Annotated in this window: 16 protein-coding genes; 6 read left to right on the forward strand and 10 right to left on the reverse strand. The window is 58.7% G+C overall.

The window, feature by feature from the left end:
* Both CYR52_RS20540 and CYR52_RS20545 read right to left on the reverse strand, forming a co-directional pair.
* Nucleotides 1–223 (reverse strand): PAAR domain-containing protein (locus CYR52_RS20540; RefSeq protein WP_175579003.1); only part of this gene is annotated, 223 nt, incomplete at its 3' end.
* Nucleotides 224–461: 238 nt separating this feature from the next.
* A complete protein-coding gene (locus CYR52_RS20545) occupies nt 462–2,681 on the reverse strand; it encodes a putative bifunctional diguanylate cyclase/phosphodiesterase (protein ID WP_241521557.1) in 2,220 nt (739 codons plus the stop codon).
* Between the two features lie 330 nt (nt 2,682–3,011).
* Here CYR52_RS20545 and CYR52_RS20550 point away from each other — a divergent pair, with 330 nt between their 5' ends.
* Genes CYR52_RS20550 through CYR52_RS20570 form a run of 5 tightly spaced genes read left to right on the forward strand, consistent with a single transcriptional unit; the run spans nt 3,012 to nt 7,991 of the window.
* Nucleotides 3,012–4,580 carry an ABC transporter substrate-binding protein gene (locus CYR52_RS20550; protein ID WP_101829331.1) on the forward strand — a complete coding sequence of 523 codons (1,569 nt, stop codon included), beginning with the start codon at nt 3,012–3,014 and terminating at the stop codon, nt 4,578–4,580.
* On the forward strand, nt 4,580–5,632 hold the full coding sequence (locus tag CYR52_RS20555) for an ABC transporter permease (RefSeq protein WP_072928057.1): 1,053 nt from the start codon (nt 4,580–4,582) through the stop codon (nt 5,630–5,632). Before CYR52_RS20550 ends, CYR52_RS20555 begins: the two co-directional genes overlap by 1 nt.
* On the forward strand, nt 5,632–6,489 hold the full coding sequence (locus tag CYR52_RS20560; RefSeq protein ID WP_101829332.1) for an ABC transporter permease: 858 nt from the start codon (nt 5,632–5,634) through the stop codon (nt 6,487–6,489). The genes CYR52_RS20555 and CYR52_RS20560 overlap by 1 nt, the downstream gene beginning before the upstream one ends.
* Complete coding sequence (locus tag CYR52_RS20565) at nt 6,479–7,333, forward strand: ABC transporter ATP-binding protein (protein WP_420845512.1); 855 nt, start codon at nt 6,479–6,481, stop codon at nt 7,331–7,333. The genes CYR52_RS20560 and CYR52_RS20565 overlap by 11 nt, the downstream gene beginning before the upstream one ends.
* The gene (locus CYR52_RS20570) at nt 7,326–7,991 is read left to right on the forward strand and encodes an ABC transporter ATP-binding protein (RefSeq protein ID WP_072928062.1); all 666 of its coding nucleotides are present in this window, start codon (nt 7,326–7,328) and stop codon (nt 7,989–7,991) included. The genes CYR52_RS20565 and CYR52_RS20570 overlap by 8 nt, the downstream gene beginning before the upstream one ends.
* 171 nt (nt 7,992–8,162) lie before the next feature.
* Here CYR52_RS20570 and CYR52_RS20575 read toward each other — a convergent pair whose 3' ends face one another.
* From CYR52_RS20575 to CYR52_RS20605, 7 genes are all read right to left on the reverse strand, one after another.
* Entirely contained in the window at nt 8,163–8,525 is a 363-nt protein-coding gene (locus CYR52_RS20575) for an alpha/beta fold hydrolase (protein WP_101829333.1), read from the reverse strand.
* Nucleotides 8,526–8,683: 158 nt separating this feature from the next.
* Entirely contained in the window at nt 8,684–8,992 is a 309-nt protein-coding gene (locus CYR52_RS20580) for a DUF6966 domain-containing protein (protein WP_072928065.1), read from the reverse strand.
* Entirely contained in the window at nt 8,989–10,143 is a 1,155-nt protein-coding gene (locus CYR52_RS20585) for a DUF8093 domain-containing protein (RefSeq protein ID WP_101829341.1), read from the reverse strand. The genes CYR52_RS20580 and CYR52_RS20585 overlap by 4 nt, the downstream gene beginning before the upstream one ends.
* 293 nt (nt 10,144–10,436) lie before the next feature.
* Nucleotides 10,437–12,539 (reverse strand): TonB-dependent siderophore receptor, encoded by a 2,103-nt coding sequence (locus tag CYR52_RS20590; RefSeq protein WP_101829334.1) that lies wholly within the window; start codon nt 12,537–12,539, stop codon nt 10,437–10,439.
* Complete coding sequence (locus CYR52_RS20595; RefSeq protein ID WP_072928070.1) at nt 12,536–13,633, reverse strand: ABC transporter substrate-binding protein; 1,098 nt, start codon at nt 13,631–13,633, stop codon at nt 12,536–12,538. The genes CYR52_RS20590 and CYR52_RS20595 overlap by 4 nt, the downstream gene beginning before the upstream one ends.
* Nucleotides 13,634–13,957: 324 nt before the next feature.
* Nucleotides 13,958–14,803, reverse strand: coding sequence for a GNAT family N-acetyltransferase (locus tag CYR52_RS20600; RefSeq protein ID WP_072928071.1), 846 nt, complete (start codon nt 14,801–14,803; stop codon nt 13,958–13,960).
* An 11-nt stretch (nt 14,804–14,814) separates the two neighbouring features.
* Nucleotides 14,815–15,024, reverse strand: coding sequence for a hypothetical protein (locus tag CYR52_RS20605; RefSeq protein ID WP_072928073.1), 210 nt, complete (start codon nt 15,022–15,024; stop codon nt 14,815–14,817).
* Nucleotides 15,025–15,560: 536 nt separating this feature from the next.
* On the opposite strand from CYR52_RS20605, the gene CYR52_RS20610 reads away from it, so the two are divergent.
* On the forward strand, nt 15,561–16,775 hold the full coding sequence (locus tag CYR52_RS20610) for an MFS transporter (protein WP_079205198.1): 1,215 nt from the start codon (nt 15,561–15,563) through the stop codon (nt 16,773–16,775).
* Nucleotides 16,776–16,860: 85 nt separating this feature from the next.
* Here CYR52_RS20610 and CYR52_RS20615 read toward each other — a convergent pair whose 3' ends face one another.
* Nucleotides 16,861–17,331 (reverse strand): hypothetical protein, encoded by a 471-nt coding sequence (locus tag CYR52_RS20615; RefSeq protein WP_101829335.1) that lies wholly within the window; start codon nt 17,329–17,331, stop codon nt 16,861–16,863.
* Nucleotides 17,332–17,337: the final 6 nt, after the last annotated feature.

Genomic DNA, 17,337 nt, shown 5'->3' on the forward strand with positions numbered 1-17,337 from the left:
CCACCGGGCTGCCATGAATGGTAAAGCGCGTGTCGCCGTCAATCACCCGGCCGCGCCGGCCGCACTTAGGGCAGTCGCTGGTGACATCGCCGCGCCGGATAACCGCGTGGCCATAAACGTTGTACTGGGTGAGCGGGAGTGAGGGGAGCAGCCGTGCGCCGGTGGTGGTTTTGTCACAGGAGAGCGCTTTGCCGCGCCCGTGAATATTGGGCCGGTATCCCATGATTTACGCCCCGGTGATGCTCAGGAAATCCTCCGGCATCGGCACGATGAGGAAGAGACGACTCTGGAAACAGGTAATAGCGTGCGGCATAAGAAGCCCCTTCAATTCATATGGATAAATTGCGGGGTATCATACGCTTAACAAAAGAGCCGGGTGATGTGCCACATGGCACACCGGGCGGCACTGCCGGTGTCATTTCAGGAATTGCGCAGGTAAAGGCAAAGCGTTATAGCAGGGTTTAATGCGGCGTTGATTCCGATTTCGCCAGCAGCGCCGGCAGTTGGTCTTCCGGGATCGCGCGGGAAAACAGATACCCCTGCATCTCGTCGCACCCGGCTTCGGCCAGGGCGGCCATCTGCCCGGCGGTTTCTACCCCCTCGGCGGTAACGGTGAGGCCCATCGCCCGCCCCAGGCGCACCACGGATTCCACAATCGCGCCCGAATTCTCGCCGACGCCGAGATTACGGATAAACGAACGGTCAATTTTAATTTTATCCACCGGGAAGCGGCTGAGGTAACTGAGGCTGGAGTAGCCGGTGCCGAAATCATCCAGCGCGATTTTGAACCCGGCTTCGCGCAACGCCATCAGGGTCTGGCGTGCTTCGTCATCATCATTCAGCAGCACGCTTTCCGTGATTTCCAGTTCAATATGGGCCGGGTCCGCCTTCTCTTCTGCCACAATGGCTTTGATCCGGTTGGCGAAATCACTGGAGCGGAATTGTACCGGTGACACGTTTACCGCAATAAACAAAGAGGGCCAGGTATGGGACGCCCGGCACGCCTGCCGCAACACCCATTCGCCCAACGGGATGATCACCCCGTTCTCTTCCGCCACCGGGATAAACTCGTCCGGCGAAATGGTGCCGCGCGTCGGGTGCTGCCAGCGTAACAGCGCCTCCAGCCCAATCACATGCTGGCCGGACATATCCACCTGCGGCTGGAAATGCACTTGCAGCCCGGTATTGTTCAGCAGCGCGTTGCGCAGATCGGTGGCAATCTCCTGACGGGTCTGCACCGAGTCATCCATCGACTGTTCAAAATAGCGGAAGTGGCCGCGCCCCTCATATTTTGCGACGTAAAGCGCAATGTCCGCTTTGCGCATCAGTTCGCTGCGCTCCATCGCATCGGCCGGGGCCAGCGCCACCCCAATACTGACGCCAATAAAGGTATCATTCCCCGCCAGCATAAACGGCCGTTCAATCGCCGTGTGGATCCGCTGGCAGAGCGCCTGCACATCGCTCAGGTCATGGACGTCCGTCTGCACCACCACAAACTCATCGCCACCGATGCGCGCCACGGTGTCTGTTTTGCGCACCAGCGCAGAGAGGCGCGACGCGACTTCTTTGATCAACCCATCCCCGGCGCTGTGGCCCAGGGTGTCATTAACATTTTTAAAGCGATCGAGATCCAGCACCAGCAGCGCGGTAAACCCGCCGTTGCGCGCCGTCAGCGCCAGCGAATGGGAAAGCCGGTCTTCCAGCAGCGCGCGGTTCGGCAGCCCGGTCAGCACATCGTGGAAAGCCAGATGTTGCGCCTGGGCCTCACTGGCGCGCAGCTCAATCATTGACTGGTTCAGGTTCAGGGCGGAGCGCCAGAGCGAGCGCACAATCACCGCAATCACCCCAATCATCAGCACGCCAAACAGCGCGGCCGCCGGGCCGACATAGCTCAGCATCCGGCTGCCCGGCCGGTCTGGCTGCCAGGTCATGTAGCCGACCTGGTGGGTGTGTTTGGCATACACCGGAATGCTGGTCTCATCCGGGCGGGTGGTGGCCTGCGGCGTAAAGTGCAGGCCCTGGATCAGGCCGCGCTGCGAAAGATCCGACAGAAAGCCGTCATTCAGTAACCGGATGCTGACCAGGGTAAAGGTCGGTTCGCGCGGCAGTAATGCCCCGTGGATCTGGTTGGCGGCAAACACCACCGGGTTCCCTTCCACCATCGCCACATCCGTCAGGCTTGGGGCGCGGCTGCGCCGCAGATTCTGGTCAGTGACATTGGCCAGCGTCGCCTGCCGGCTCTGCGCGCGCAGTGTGGTCAGCAACGGCACGATCTCAGGCGGCAACAGCCGCGGGTCATCACTGCCCATACCGTTGATTGAGGCGAACACCATCCGGTTATCCGGCGACAGGATAAACACCTGCTGGTGCTTGAACATGTTATAGAGCCAGGCACCGACATTATCATTCAGCCAGGTGATATCCGTGGGCGTCCCGGCCAGCTTACGCGCCACCGGCTCCCAGGCCGCCACGCTGCGCTGTTGCGCGGCCAGTTCAGAGAGGCTGTGGGTCAGTGAAGAGGTAATGATGTCCGCTTCCTGTTGCTGTGCCCGCTGGTCATTCTGGTGGCTTAACCAAAACAAAAACACCCCGATAGCGACAAACAGGATCAGCAGCACCGCGCTCAGTGGGTAGAGCATCTGCCGGTTAAAACGGCTGCGGAAACCTTCAGGAAGTTTCATGTCACTGAGCATGTCGGGTCCGTGCGAAGAGGGGGCTGGGTTCGTTAAGATTAGTACAAAAATCAATCTTGCTAATCATTGGCAGCCGATCCCATCAGGCTGACAGGGCTTGACCAGCAGAATGGATTTTTTTCACTGACGGCAGGAAACGAAAACGCGGGTGACATTCACACTGCGTTATAAAACAGTGGCTTGAAGAATCAATTGGTTACGTTATATTCATAACAGATATATTTATAACGATAAGGCATAAGCATAGCCAATATTGTTCTGGTTGCCCTACCCTAAGTTAACCTACACTCGCGAAAAAAGTCTCAGCAAGGAAACCCCATGAAATATAACGTTCCCTCGATGATTGTACTGGCGCTGGCCACCTCTTTTTCAGCCTATGCGGCAACCCCGCCGGACACCCTGGTGATCGCCCAGTCGATTGACGACGCCAGCAGCCTTGACCCGGCGCAGGGCTTTGAACTGACCTCTGTGCAGGCGTTCACTAACCTTTACCAGCGTCTGGTACAGTCTGACCCGAAAAACCCTATCGACATCCAGCCGACGCTGGCCAGTAACTGGCAGGCGGGTGCCGATAACCGCAGCATGACCTTTACCCTGCGTGACGGCGCGAAATTTGCCAGCGGCAACCCGGTGCGCCCGGAAGATGTGATCTTCTCCCTCTCCCGTGTGGTGAAGCTGAACCTGGAGCCGTCGTTCATTCTGACCCAGCTGGGCTGGACGCCGGAAAACGTTGATGCGAGCCTGAAAAAAGTCGGCCCGAACCAGGTACAGGTAAGCTGGAGCGCCAACGTCAGCCCGACCTATGTGCTGAGCCTGCTTTCCGCGCCGGTGGCGTCGATCGTGGACGAAAAAACCGTGATGGCGAACCAGAAGAAAAATGACTACGGCAACCAGTGGTTGATCACCCACTCTGCCGGCAGCGGCCCGTTCCAGATCCGCCGCTTCATCCCGCATGAAGTGCTGCTGATGTCCGCCAACCCGACGTCACCGGGCGGCGCGCCGAAACTGAAAAACGTGCTGATCAAAAACGTGCCGGAACCGGCTGCACGCCGCCTGCTGCTGGAACAGGGCGACGCGGACATCGCGCGTAACCTGGGCGCTGACCAGATGGCCGCCCTGAAAGGCAAAGCCGGCGTGAAGCCGCTCGCCATCCCGATGGCCTCGCTCTACTACATGCAGTTCAACATTGACGCCTCCCCGGCGCTGAAAAACCCGGCGTTCTGGGAAGCCTCACGTTACCTGTTTGACTACAACGGCATCGCCAATGATTTGCTGAAAGGCCAGTTCCAGGTGCATCAGTCCTTCCTGCCGGAAGGCTTCCTCGGCGCGCTGAACGAGAATCCGTACACCTATGATCCGGCGAAAGCCAAACAGATCCTGGAAAAAGCCGGGCTGACCAACGTCAGCTTTAAGCTGTCCGTGAGCAACCAGCCGCCGTACCTCGACATCGCCCAGGCGTTGCAGGCCAGCTTCGCCAAAGGCGGCGTGAAAGTGGAATTGATCCCCGGCATCAGCACCGAAGTCGCGACCAACGTCAAAGCGCATAAATATGAAGCCACGCTTAACGCCTGGGGTGCCGACTACTTTGACCCGAACACCAACGCCGCCGCCTTCGCGTATAACCCGGAAGATGGCAGCACCACGCTGGCGATGCGCTCCAACTGGCATATCCCGGAGCTGACCAAACAGGTGATCGCTGCCACCGCGGAAAGCGATAAAGCCAAACGCGTGGAGATGTATCAGGCGATGCAGCGCGAGGTGCAGAAAAGCTCGCCGTATGTGATCGGGTTGCAGGCGCGTAACCTGGTGGCGGTGCGGGATAACCTGCAAGGCTACGTGCAGGGCATCAACCCTGACATGGTCTACTATTCCCAGGTCACCAAGTAATGGCGGCACCTTCCACTGAAGCCGGGTCCGCCCGGCTGTTCTGGCGCCGTGCCTCACGGGTGGCGACCGGCCTGTTGTCGGTGGTGGTGACGCTGCTCGGCCTGCTGGCGTTCACTTTTGCCCTCTCCCGCCTCTCCCCGGTTGACCCGGTACTGCAAATCGTCGGCGACCATGCCAGCACCTCAACCTATGAGCAGGCGCGCCGCGATCTGGGGCTGGACCAGCCGGTGCTGATGCAGTTCTGGCACTACCTGGAACACCTGGCGCACGGCGATATGGGCATCTCCCGCATCACCAACCAGCCGGTGTTGAGCGATCTGCTGCGGACGTTCCCGGCCACTGTGGAACTCGCCACCTGCGCGATTATTTTCGGCGCGGTGTTCGGCATTTCTCTGGCGCTGCTGGCCGCCTGGAAACCGGGCAGCCTGCTCGACAACCTGGCGCGGATGATCTCGTTGCTGGGCTATTCGGTGCCGATCTTCTGGCTCGGCCTGCTGGGGCTGCTGCTGTTCTATGCGGTGCTGCACTGGTCGGCCGGGCCGGGGCGGCTGGACGATCTCTACGTCTATACGCTGGAGCCGAAAACCGGCTTTGTGCTGATCGACAGCTGGCTCTCCGGTGACCCGGAGATGTTCCGTAACGCCCTCGCCCACCTCTGGCTGCCGGTGGTGGTGCTTGGGCTGCTGGCGATGGCCGGGATCACCCGCCTGCTGCGTGCCGCGCTGCTGGAAGAGAGCAATAAAGAGTATGTGACGCTGGCACGCGCCAAAGGTGCCGGCCGCGGCCGCATCCTGCTGCGCCATATCTTCCCGAATGTGCTGGGTACGTTGATCACCGTGCTGGCACTCTCCTATGCCAGCCTGCTGGAAGGTGCCGTGCTCACCGAGACGGTATTCTCCTGGCCGGGCGTCGGGCGTTACCTGACTACCGCGCTGTTCGCCTCTGACACCCCGGCGATCCTGGGCGGTACGCTGCTGATCGGCACCTGCTTCATTATCCTGAACGCGCTGGCCGATGCCCTGACCTACCTGACCGACCCGAGGACACGTTGATGACGCAACATTTTTCTGATGCGGAAACCCTCACGCCGCCGCACCGCCGCCGCCGGGTCACTACCCTGGCGATTGGCGGCAGCCTGATTGCGGTGCTGCTGCTGGTGGCGCTGTTTGCGCCCTGGCTGGCCCCGTTTGACCCGAATGCGCAACAGATGAGCGCCCGTTTGTTGCCGCCCTCTGCGCTGCACTGGTTCGGCACCGACGGTTTCGGCCGCGATCTCTTCTCCCGCGTGCTGTACGGTGCGCGCCCGACGTTGCTGCTGGTGTCACTGATCCTGGTGCTGACCATCCCGGTCGGGATGCTGATCGGCATCAGCGCCGGTTATCTGGGCGGCTGGACGGAGCGTGTGCTGATGCGCATCACTGATATCTTCCTGTCGCTGCCGAACCTGGTGATCGCGTTGGCGCTGGTCGCGATGCTCGGCCCTGGCTTGCTGAACGGTGCACTGGCGCTGGCGTTGACCAGTTGGCCGCCGTTTGCCCGGCAGGCCCGTGCCGAAACACTGGCGCTGCGCCGCAGTGACTACCTGGCGGCTGCGCGGATGCAGGGCATCAACGGCCTGCGCCTGATGTTCGGCCACATCCTGCCGCTCTGTATGCCGAGCGCCGTGGTGCGCGCCGCCCTGAGCCTCGGCGGGATCATCCTCGCCTCCGCCGGTCTGGGCTTCCTGGGCATGGGTGTGCAACCGCCTACCGCTGAGTGGGGATCGATGGTCGCGGAAGGCAGTAAAGTGATCTTTGACCAATGGTGGGTGGCCGCTGCACCGGGCGGGGCAATTCTGTTTGCCAGCCTCGCCTTTAACCTGACAGGCGATGGCCTGCGTGACCGACTGGATACCCGCCATGGCCATTAATTCTTCTTCACCGTTAGTGATCGCTGAGCGGTTGCGCGTCTCGGTGGCAGGAACCGGCGTACCGCTGGTTAACGATCTGCGCTTTACCCTGGGGCGCGAACGCGTGGCGCTGGTCGGCGAGTCCGGTTCCGGCAAATCCCTGACCGCCCGTTCGCTGATGGGGCTGTTGCCGCCCTCGCTGAAGGTGCAGGCGCAGCAACTCAGTTTTGACGGGGAGAACCTGTTGCAGCTGAGCGAGCGGCGCTGGAACGCGATGCGCGGCAACCAGCTCGCCATGGTGATGCAGGACCCGAAATACGCCCTGAACCCGACCCGCACCATTGGCTGGCAGGTTGAGGAGCCGCTGAAACTGCACACCAAACTGGGGCGCGCCGAGCGCCGCGACAAAGTGTGCGACATGCTGGACGCGGTCGGCCTGCCGCAACCTGCCCAGCTGATGACGCGCTACCCGCACCAGCTCTCCGGCGGGATGGGCCAGCGGGTGATGCTGGCGATTGCGCTGATCACCGATCCGCAGTTTTTGATTGCCGATGAGCCGACCTCCGCGCTCGACCATGCGATGCGCGATCAGGTGCTCGGCCTGATCCGTAAGCTGGTCGAGCAGCGCAACATGGGGCTGCTGCTGATCAGCCACGATCTGCAACAGGTGGCGGATCACTGTGACCGGGTGATGGTGATGTACAAAGGCGACATTCTGGATTCGTTGCCGGCGGCGGAGCTGCCGCGCGCCACCCATCCCTACACCCATACGCTGTGGGCTTGCCGCCCGAACAAATCAACGCACGGCAAGCCGTTGCCGACGCTGGATCGCGCTGCGCTGGAGGCTGCCCGTGAACATGATTGAACTGAATGGCCTCAGCGTTTCGCACCGCCAGGGGTATGAGCTGCGCAAAGTGGTGCATGAGGTCTCCCTGACGGTACAGGCCGGGGAGTGTTTCGGGCTGGTCGGGCCGTCCGGCTGCGGCAAATCATCCCTGCTGTGGGTGATGGCCGGGCTGAACCCGCATTGGGAGGGCCGGATGCGGCTGGCGGAACATCAGGCGCAGCCGGGCAAAGCCTTCACCGGCACGCTGCGCCGCGAGGTGCAGATGGTGTTCCAGGACCCGTATGCTTCGCTGCACCCGCGCCACCGCCTGCGCCGCACGCTGGCGGAGCCGCTGAAACTCTTTGGTTTCGACAACATCGATGACCGCATCCAGCAGGGTTTCCGGCACGTCGGGCTGGACCCGGCAATGGCGGATCGCTACCCGCATCAGCTTTCCGGCGGCCAGCGCCAGCGCGTGGCGATTGTGCGCGCCCTGCTGCTGCAACCGAAAATCCTGTTGCTGGATGAACCCACCTCCGCGCTGGATATGTCAGTACAGGCCGAAGTGCTCAACCTGCTTAATGACCTCAAGCGGCAGGACAACCTCACGATGGTGCTGGTCAGCCACGACCCGGACGTCATCGACCATATGTGCGACCACGCGGTACATATGGACGCCGGCCGCATCGTGCGGTAAATCAGCTGAATGCAAAAAGCGCACCCCGCAAGGCGTGCGCTTTTTTTGTGACGGAATTTCGCGCTGGGGGTCAGCTTTTTGTTTCTCCAGGGCTGAGGCAGGCACTGATATAATATTGTCATGAGTTAGCATGTTGTAACTATTCATGCAATGAATGGTTCTCTTATGCTTTTAAGAATCCGGGATGGCGTTTGGCGCTGTCAGCCAGTCTGTAGTGTGCATCGGGGCCACATGCCCTCCCTGCCAGAAGAGTTGCCGGGCATTAAGGTGCCGGGCAAATGCCTGCTGTACCTGGGGCGGGGTTAATTCATCTTGTTGGGTGATGACGTAGCTGACCGGGCAGCGCAGGCGGGTAATCTGCGGTGGTGGCGGGTCAAGCAGCAACTGCACCGGCTCACTCGGTGGCAGCGGTACTTCCTGCCCCAGCAACGTGAGGAAACGCTCAGGATGCTGCAAATGGAGACGGCCACCCGGCATATCCAGGCGGCACAGGTCGGCCACGGCATGCTGCCCACTCTCCTGATAGCTTTCCAATGCACTGCCCCCCCTGGCTGGTGAGCGCACTCAGCAGCCATAAATGGCTGACCCGCTCCCCCAGCCGCGCATATGGATGCCGGGCGCATTATGCGGTAAATCAAAAGATGTAAAAAGGCGCACCCTTTGAGAGGGACGCCTTAAATCGTGCTGCAATCTTAAATATCATTTTTGCCACAGATAGCGTTTCTATTGGCTATTTCTTTTTTTAATAAGCTATAGAGCTCATCTTGTAAGCTACTTAACTCATCGTTCTCTTTTTTAAGCATATAGCCATTCCTGTGTAGAATAAGATCATTGAAAGAATTCGCACTACCAAATAGCTGTTTTATCTCGTATAATGCATCATCATAATGTGTATCAATACAAGAATTAAGCCATTCAAACCTATTTACCCATAAAGCCTCATCGCTTTCAGCAAGAAGAACAATAATTTTCATCATCAATTTTTTTATTTCTTCTTTCATTTCAACCCACCGTTTTCTATGACTTTTATTCCTGGTATATTCCAAGGTGCAGGGATAACAACTTGTTCTGTACCCCCCATATAGAAACCATTTTGATATCCTACGTCTCCAACGTAGATCTTTGTTCCTGCTGGAATTTCCACCTGATAAAAGCTATCAAGGGGAGATGTCCCGTCATCAGGCCACTTTGGCAGCAGTGCCTTATCAATTCTAGCTTGAATAATGCTCAATGGCTTTTCGTAGCTAAAAAATCGTCCAAGTGCCGTCCCATTAAAACCTGCACGAAAAAAAATAGTATTCTCAGATAAAACAATCTCTTTATAAATCCCTCCAGAAAATGTTTCGGCTAATCTCTCGCTTAAAGGCCCAGGATTTATTGCTGAGTATTCACCTTCCACTTTTCCCAGAAAATGCAGTTCGCCATGTTGGGAAATCCGGTTTGCTGCCCCTATTCTTCCAACGCCTAACCCCGCAGCGACAGACGCGAGCGCAATTGCTGTCCCTACTGTTTTTTCATTGAGAATTTGTGTAAAACCTTCTGGCGCCTCACCTCCCAGTTGGCTGGCCGTTTCGCGAAATCCGTCAATGTTTCCGTTATAGATACCACCAACTGCAAGAAGCCGACCAACATTTTTACTGTTCAGTGTTTTTGCTGCCTGAGTATATTGTCGTGGAACTTCGCCATACTGCCGTTTCACTGTTGGGGCAGGCTTTCCTCTGTGGTAATAATGAACGCATTTTTCATAAGCCCGCCTTACTTCCTCTTCAAATATGCTGCAGTAGTGATCCATAAAACAGTCATAAATAAGATCACCATTGTCATCGAAGTAAAAAGGGTTAGTGAAATGATCCCACGGCTCATCTGTGTCCACACCTACAATCCAGCCCTGATTCAGGTTCCGCTGAGTGTCGTCATATAGCCCATCATAATAAGAGCGATATTTTCTTTTTGCAGGAAGAGTAAGGGCGGTGACCAAACCTTTTTTTCTTTCAGGAACCTCATGGGGAGAAACCCGATAAGGATACTTCAGATAATCCAATTCATAGAAAATTGCGGCATTTCTGAAAGCAACGTCTGGTGACTGAATGAACTGAAAATCTTCAGGAACAAGCTCTCTTTCCAGGTCCCATGTTCGGTACAATTTGAACATATACCCACTTCCCATCTTTAACCTTAGTGAAAACAAGGATTAAATAGTGTAAGTTTTTAAAAAGCAATATAAGCAGTTTCATAAAATTTGAAAAAGAGACGTAGTCAATAAAACGTGACAATTATGCCTGTCAGGCAGATGAATTTTTATCGGCCAGTTCCGGTATGTTTATATTTATAATTATATAAAGCAAGTTGTAATTATTAACGTCATGAATAAATGTTTTATGTATTTGTAAATTTTGGCGCGAAAAACCCGAAAACAGCCGGAGCCTTCGCCCCGGCCGTCCCTCTTCAGAAATCCACAGCAGCGGAGAGCACCACTTCGCGCGGGTCGCCGATGGCGATACGCAGGTTACTGCCGCTGGAGGTGTAATAGGTTTTGTCGAACAGGTTTTTCACGTTCAACTGCCATTTGACATCGTAACCACTGAACGGCGTGCGCCAGGCGACGAAGGCATCCGCCACGGTGTAGGACTCCAGCCAGAAGCTGTTGGCAGCATCGCCGGGGCGTTTGCCGACGTAACGCCCGCCTACCCCGGCGCGCAGGTTGTCATTCGCCAGCAGCCCGGTACCGCCGAAGTCATTGGTCAGGAACAGCGCAGCTGTATGGCGCGCCGTGTTCGGCATCAGTTTACCGCGGTTGTCCGGGTCTTCCGTCACCCGTGCATCCGTATAGGCATAGGAGCCCATCAGGCTGAGCGTGGAAGTCAGGCGGCCGGAAGCGTCCAGCTCAACGCCCTGGGAGCGTACCTGCCCGGCAGTGCGGGTGACAGTGTCACCATCGACCAGCTCACTCACCATCACGTTGCGCTTGCGGATGTCATACAGCGCCAGCGTGCCGGTGATGCCGTTCTGGGTGTCGATCTTCGCGCCGATTTCATACGCTTTGCCCTGCTCCGGCGGCAGCGCGCCAATCTGTGTGGCAATCGATGAGTTAGGCTTGAACGACTCGGTATAGCTGGCATAGAGGCTTGACCAGTCCGTCAGGCTGTACACCACGCCGGCGCGCGGCACCAGTTTGCTGTCAGAACTCTGGGTATTGGTGACAAACGGGCGGCCTTTGCCGGCCATCACCTCAAAGCTGTCGTAACGCAGGCCACCGATCAGCCGCCAGCGGTCGTTCAGCCGGATCTCGTCTTGTAAGAACACACCGCGGCTGTCGATGTTCTCGCGCTGGTCGCTGTCTTTGGCGCTGACAGTGGTGCTCGCTGCCATCTCGCCATACACCGGATGGTAGACGTTGAACGCCGTATTTTTGCTGCCGCGGATCATATCACCGCGGAAGGTGCGGTCCGCCTCATAGTCAAACCCCATCAGCAACTGATGGTTGACGCGCCCCCAGTCCACATCCCCTTTCACCGAAGCCTGCACAATCTGCGTGCGGGCATCGGCGTCGGCCGTAGAATCCGCCTGCCGGGTCAACACGCCGGTATCGGCGTTATACGCAGTGGCGCGGGCCTGATTGTCACTGTAGCGGTTACGGTTAAACGAATAGGTAAACTGGGACGCCCAGTTCTCGCTCAGTGCCTGATCGACCTGTAGCGTCAGCGTATCCTGATCGCCCCGGGTGGCGTTGTAGCCCTCGTCGAAGCGGCGTTCACGCGGGGTGTTGACCGGCTTGCCGGTGTTTGAGTCGATCACCGTGCCGCGATCAAAGGGGACGAGGTATTCCATGTGCTCCCACGAGACGCGCACCATCGTGCTGTCACCAAACCACATCAGCGACGGCGCGACCACTGTCTGGCGGTTGCGGCCGAAGTTGCGCCAGTAGTCGGTTTCGCTGTGGTCAATAATCAGCCGCCCGGCAAAGCCGCCGCCCAGCGGCCCGGTAACATCGAGTTGCCCGCCGCCCCCGCCGAAGCTGGTGGTGCGCCCTTCCAGATGCACATGCGGCGTCAGTTGCGGCTTTTTGCTGATGATATTGATCATCCCGCCCGGCTCATTCATGCCGAACAACATCGACGAGGGCCCTTTCAGCACCTCGACCCGCTCGCTGGTCGGCGTGAAGTTACGCGCCTGAATCGAGCGCAGGCCATCGCGCAGGATCGAGCCGTCACGGTTATCGCCAAAACCACGCTTGATCACTGCGTCCTGCGTGCCGCCCAGGGTATTGGACTGGGTAATGCCGCTGACATAGTTCAGCGCCTGATCCACACTGGTGGCCGCCTGATCTTTCAGCACCTGCTCCGGCACCACGGTAATGGACTGCGGCACCTCAACGATGCGGCTTTCGCTGCGGGTGGCGGTGACGCTGGTGTGCGGCTGGTAGTGGGTAGCCGCGTCCGGCGTGCTGCTGTTTTGTTGGGTGACGATCAGCGTGTCACCCTCTTCGGCCTGGGTTAAGGCCGGGATGATCAGGCTGCTGCCCAACAGGCAGGTGGCGATGGTTTTCATGGTGGTAACTGACTCCAAAAGGTCCCTGAAAATGCCAGCGGTAAAAAGCGCTGGTAAAGGTCTTGTAATGTGTGTTGTGGGTTGAGATCGGCGAACTGCTGTGGGTAGAGCGCCTTGGCAAAGAATTCGGTGGCCACCACGTGATAGGGGCTGAGGTAAAAGTTGTGCCAGAGCGCATAAGCGCGCCCGTTCTGCACGGCACTGAGGTGCGTAAGCACCGGCTGCGCGGCCATGATCTGCCTGAAACTGGCAGACGCCTGTTCGGCCGACACCTGCGGCCCGAGGCTGACGGTTCGCGCGCCCTCTTCCGGCGCGGCCATGCCGGTGGCGATGTAGACCTGGGGGTTGGCGGCCAGCACGTTTTCCGGGTTCAGCTCGCCAAATACGCCGCTGACCTGCGATGCCGCGATATTCTCCCCCCCGGCAAACGCCAGCAGTTGCCCGAGGTTGCCGTTAACCGCCGTGGTGCAGCAGGTATCACGCCGCCCAAGGTGGAGGTGCAGCATCACGCGGGTTTTCGGGCCGTGGTATGCCGCCAGCCGCTGGCGGACAGCCTCCATATGCTGCTGGTAGAAATCGATGAATGCCTGCGCGCGCTGCGGCTGCTCAAAAATCTCGCCCAGCAGCCGCACGCTCGGCACGGTGTTGTTCAGCAGGTCAACCCGCAGATCCACCACCACGACCGGCACCCCGGCCTGCGCCATCAGCTGCATGAAGGCGGCACTGTTGGCGGTGGTTTTCGCCAGACGCGGCAAAATCACCAGGTCAGGGCGCAGGGCGAGCACCTTTTCCGCATTGATGTCATTGATGCTGCCGTTACCGAATTGCGGGATTGTGGCCAGTTGCGGGAAGGCATGGAGGTATTGCGCCCAGGTTTGCGGATCGTATTTCGCCAGGTCGCCCGGCCAGCCGGCGATGCGCGCCGCCGGGTAACCCGGCTCCAGCAATGCCAGCGTGTAGAGCATCCGGCTTTCGCCCAGCACCACGCGCTGCGGGTGGTCAGGTACCGTGACCTGCCGCCCGAGCAGATCGGTCACCTCTCTGGCCTGGCTGGTGAAACTCGCTAACAACAGTAATAAGGCGGCGATGCGCATGGGGTTATCCCGGCCATGTAATGTGGCCGGGAAAGATAATCAATATCATTCGCTTTTACAAGCCATTTGGCCGGGCGCCGGATACACGCGGAATCGGTGTGTGATTGAAAGATAAGCAAAAAGCAGCAGAGATATCAGGATTACAGAATCCTGGGATTCTAGAATCCCAGAATCCCAGGATTATAACGCACGAGGTGGATGGCGGGCGATGAGCGTTTCAGGCCCTCCGCCTCCGTCACGCCGTGGCACGGGTTTCGGTAGGGCATGCGAACAGCGCAGCCAGGCGGCGGACGCGTTCCGGGCCGGAGTGATAGACCCTATTCATCAGCCCAGCGCCTGAGACATCAGCCCGAATGCCTGCGGGGCACCGGCAGCCGGTATCCAGGGCGTTCCCCTGATCATCACGGTCGGCACATCCACCACCGGCAGCCCCTGGGTTTCCAGCCACGCACCCAGCCCCAGTAATGGATCGCTGTCGATGCGCACAAACTCCCCGGCCAGCGGTTGCAACAGCTCGCTGACCAGCACCCTGGCCTGCTGAGGGTCATGGGCGATCACCGGGCCGATAGCCAGGCCACGGCCAAAGCGGCGCAGCGCGGCGAAGCCCTGCGGCAGGCCATACTGGTCTTTCACTATCACTACCCGCTCAGCCTCGGCCAGTAACATCGCGATCAAGGCCGGACGCGATTGCCCGTGCGCCCGCTGGTCAAGCGCGGTCAGCACCGCGGCATCCTGCGGCCGTGCCGCGCTGAGGAACTGGTGCGCCGTCGGCAGGGTTGGGGTGATCCGGCCCAGCGCCGCGCACTGGTGCTGCTGGATAATACCGGTCACCTGAAAACCGAGTTTTTCATACAGCGGCCTGCCTGCGTCGGTGGCGTGCAGCCGCACGGTGTAACCCGGCATGTTTTCCAGCACCGCCAGCAACAACTGTTTGCCGATGCCGCGCCCCTGGCAGGCCGGGTCAACGATCACCAGCCCGAGGGTGGCGTAGTGTTCACCCCAGCGCCAGCCGAGGGCCGTGCCGACCACCTGCCCTTTCTCTTCCACCACAATCCCTGCCCCCAGGCTCAGCGCCTGCTGCCAGTCCTCCAGGCGGTGCGGCCATTTCACCTGCTGTGACAGCGTCAACGCCGTGGGCAGATCGCCCTCACGCATTATCCGAATCTGCATCCTGTTTCTCCTTACATCATGCCGGGCGCATCAAGCCCCGGGCCGTTAACCCGCCGCGCGTAGCGGCATGAGGTGGGGTCAACCACCGGATCATCATTCATCACCAGATCGGCAGCCAGCCGCCCGGCCTGATGCCCAGGCCGGGGCCGCTTTACCCGGCCGACAGCCCAGCCCCGGCAGTGACGGCACGGCACCACGTCGTCAGGGTTCATACTCAGCATAGCAGCGTCCCTTCTGGTGACCTGAAAAGGCAGACGAACGCCTTTTTTAACGCATTAATAAATAACGCGGTTAGCGCAGAAGGGAAAGAGGGTGCAGGTTACATGCCAACCTGGGGGAAAATTTTAACGCGTAAGCAGCGGCGGGAAGAAATTTCCTGCCGAATCCGTTGGCATAATAGCAGGAGGAATGCGCAGCGGGCGTGCCAGGGCGCAAATCCAGGTTTTGTGCACTGTCACCGGGCAATTTCCAGCTGCAGTGCACCCGTACCGGCATAAGGTTATGCCTGCCGGGAATAACGCGCTGCTGTAAAAAGTGTGACGCAAATCACTACTTGCCGTGGCCGGATGGGGCGACTACACTGCCCGGCCCGCAAGGGATGGGGAGTCAAACGCAGGGATAGCCTGCCCGCGCCGGGCGGCATTACCGCAGGCGTGATAATCACTTCCGGGTTTTTCCTTCTCTCTTCAGCGCCGGGCATTGCCCTGTCGCCGTCGTTTTTCTTTTTTTTGAACCACAACCTAAGCCGTATTTCACCATGGAAAATAATCGTTATACCCCGGCGCCTGCGCCTTCCCTCGCCCTGGCGATCTTTGCCCTGGCGCTCGGCAGCTTTGCCATCGGCATGAGCGAGTTCTCTATCATGGGCCTGCTGGCTGAAGTCTGCCGGTCGATGTCCGTGACGCTGGCGCAAGGCAGCCATTTCATCAGCGCGTATGCCATCGGTGTCGTGATTGGTGCGCCGCTCTTTTCACTGCTGACTACCCAACTGCAACGCAAACACCAGTTGATGCTGTTTATGGCGCTGTTCCTGGCCGGGAATGTGGCCAGTGTGCTGGCGACCGATTACCACGCGCTGGTGCTGGCCCGCTTCGTCAGCGGCCTGCCGCACGGGGCATTTCTGGGCGTGGCAGCGCTGGCGGCGGCGTCGCTGGTGTCGCCTGACCGCCGCGGCAAAGCCGTGGGGAACGTGCTGCTCGGGCTGACGCTGGCGTCACTGCTAGGTAACCCGCTGGCGGCCATGCTGGGGGAATACATCAACTGGCGCTGGGCGTTCGGCACCGTGGCGCTGATCGCGCTGGTGGATGTGGCACTGATCGCGGCAATTTTCCCGAAAACCGCGCAAGAGCCTGCCGGTTCACCATTAAAAGAGATTAAAGCGCTGATGAACCGGCGCATCTGGCTGACGCTGGGGATTGCGGCGATCGGTTTCGGCGGCATGTTCTCGGTCATCAGCTACATCTCGCCGGTCGTCACTTATGCAGTGCACCTCTCCCATAGCTGGCTGCCGGTGATTCTGTTCGCCTTTGGGCTGGGCATGGTGGCGGGCAATCTGGCCGGGGGCTGGGCAGCGGACAAAAAGGTGATGCTGTCGATGTTCTGCATCCTGCTCTGGAGCATCGCGGTGCTGCTGCTGTTCCCGCTGCTGGCGCCGACGCTGTTTGGCGCGATCCTCGGCAGTTTCCTGATCGGCACTAACCTCGCGCTCTGCGCCCCATTGCAGGTACGGCTGATGCAGGTGGCAGGCAAAGCGCAGACGCTGGCCGCCACGCTGAACCATTCGGCGTTTAACATCGCCAATGCCCTGGGGGCCAGCGTGGGGGCCTATGTGGTGGAAAATGGCTACCCGGTCACCTATACCGCGACGTATGGCGCCATCCTGCCGCTGCTGGGGCTGGTGATTTTCCTGGTTTCGCTGCTGAATGAGCGCGTCTCCCGCCCCCGGCCTGTGGTCATCACGCCGGAAGCGTAATGCCGCGTCCCACTGAATACGCATCAGCCCGCCGGAAGCGGGCTGATGCTGCATAAAGCCATGCGCGGGGCGGTGCCGCCAGTGCTCAGGCGAATTCAAAAATATAATCAAAAAACGTATCTTCCCTGAAGGGCAAGATTTTCTTTTTATTGGCACAATCGATTAATGCCCAATCATCGAAGTCGGCCCGGCTGTCATTCAGGCGGCATTCAAACAGTTTTTTCTCTTCCCCGTTCATATGTAATGACACAAGCAACCGCCCTTTTACCCCACCCAGGCAATACATGCCCAATGGCGTAATATGCAGGTGTTTTTCTTCATTAATTAATGTCATGCCCGGAATGTGGTAAATCACTTCAGGGGCGATATGTTCTGTGAGGCTGTTTTCCCATTTTTTGCAGTGAATCGGTGTATCTGCAAACCATTTTTCGACCGTTACCAGCAGGTGTTTCGTCTCTTTCCTGAACGCCTCAATATCCTCCTGCAAATTGTCAGCAGCCGCTTTTTTGCTGATGTTATGGTCGAGTTTTTTAAAAAACTTGTTTTGAGCAGACATTATACT

The organism is Chimaeribacter arupi, assembly GCF_002858805.1.
Lineage (GTDB): Bacteria > Pseudomonadota > Gammaproteobacteria > Enterobacterales > Enterobacteriaceae > Chimaeribacter > Chimaeribacter arupi.

What these genes read in the sequence shown, in the direction of transcription:
- CYR52_RS20605 (WP_072928073.1), bottom strand. Translation starts at nt 15,024, where the DNA reads ATGCTGAGTATGAACCCTGACGACGTGGTGCCGTGCCGTCACTGCCGG.
- CYR52_RS20585 (WP_101829341.1), bottom strand. Translation starts at nt 10,143, where the DNA reads ATGTTCAAATTGTACCGAACATGGGACCTGGAAAGAGAGCTTGTTCCT.
- CYR52_RS20565 (WP_420845512.1), top strand. Translation starts at nt 6,479, where the DNA reads ATGGCCATTAATTCTTCTTCACCGTTAGTGATCGCTGAGCGGTTGCGC.
- CYR52_RS20590 (WP_101829334.1), bottom strand. Translation starts at nt 12,539, where the DNA reads ATGAAAACCATCGCCACCTGCCTGTTGGGCAGCAGCCTGATCATCCCG.
- CYR52_RS20555 (WP_072928057.1), top strand. Translation starts at nt 4,580, where the DNA reads ATGGCGGCACCTTCCACTGAAGCCGGGTCCGCCCGGCTGTTCTGGCGC.
- CYR52_RS20610 (WP_079205198.1), top strand. Translation starts at nt 15,561, where the DNA reads ATGGAAAATAATCGTTATACCCCGGCGCCTGCGCCTTCCCTCGCCCTG.
- CYR52_RS20600 (WP_072928071.1), bottom strand. Translation starts at nt 14,803, where the DNA reads ATGCAGATTCGGATAATGCGTGAGGGCGATCTGCCCACGGCGTTGACG.
- CYR52_RS20595 (WP_072928070.1), bottom strand. Translation starts at nt 13,633, where the DNA reads ATGCGCATCGCCGCCTTATTACTGTTGTTAGCGAGTTTCACCAGCCAG.
- CYR52_RS20560 (WP_101829332.1), top strand. Translation starts at nt 5,632, where the DNA reads ATGACGCAACATTTTTCTGATGCGGAAACCCTCACGCCGCCGCACCGC.
- CYR52_RS20550 (WP_101829331.1), top strand. Translation starts at nt 3,012, where the DNA reads ATGAAATATAACGTTCCCTCGATGATTGTACTGGCGCTGGCCACCTCT.
- CYR52_RS20570 (WP_072928062.1), top strand. Translation starts at nt 7,326, where the DNA reads ATGATTGAACTGAATGGCCTCAGCGTTTCGCACCGCCAGGGGTATGAG.
- CYR52_RS20580 (WP_072928065.1), bottom strand. Translation starts at nt 8,992, where the DNA reads ATGAAAGAAGAAATAAAAAAATTGATGATGAAAATTATTGTTCTTCTT.
- CYR52_RS20545 (WP_241521557.1), bottom strand. Translation starts at nt 2,681, where the DNA reads ATGAAACTTCCTGAAGGTTTCCGCAGCCGTTTTAACCGGCAGATGCTC.
- CYR52_RS20615 (WP_101829335.1), bottom strand. Translation starts at nt 17,331, where the DNA reads ATGTCTGCTCAAAACAAGTTTTTTAAAAAACTCGACCATAACATCAGC.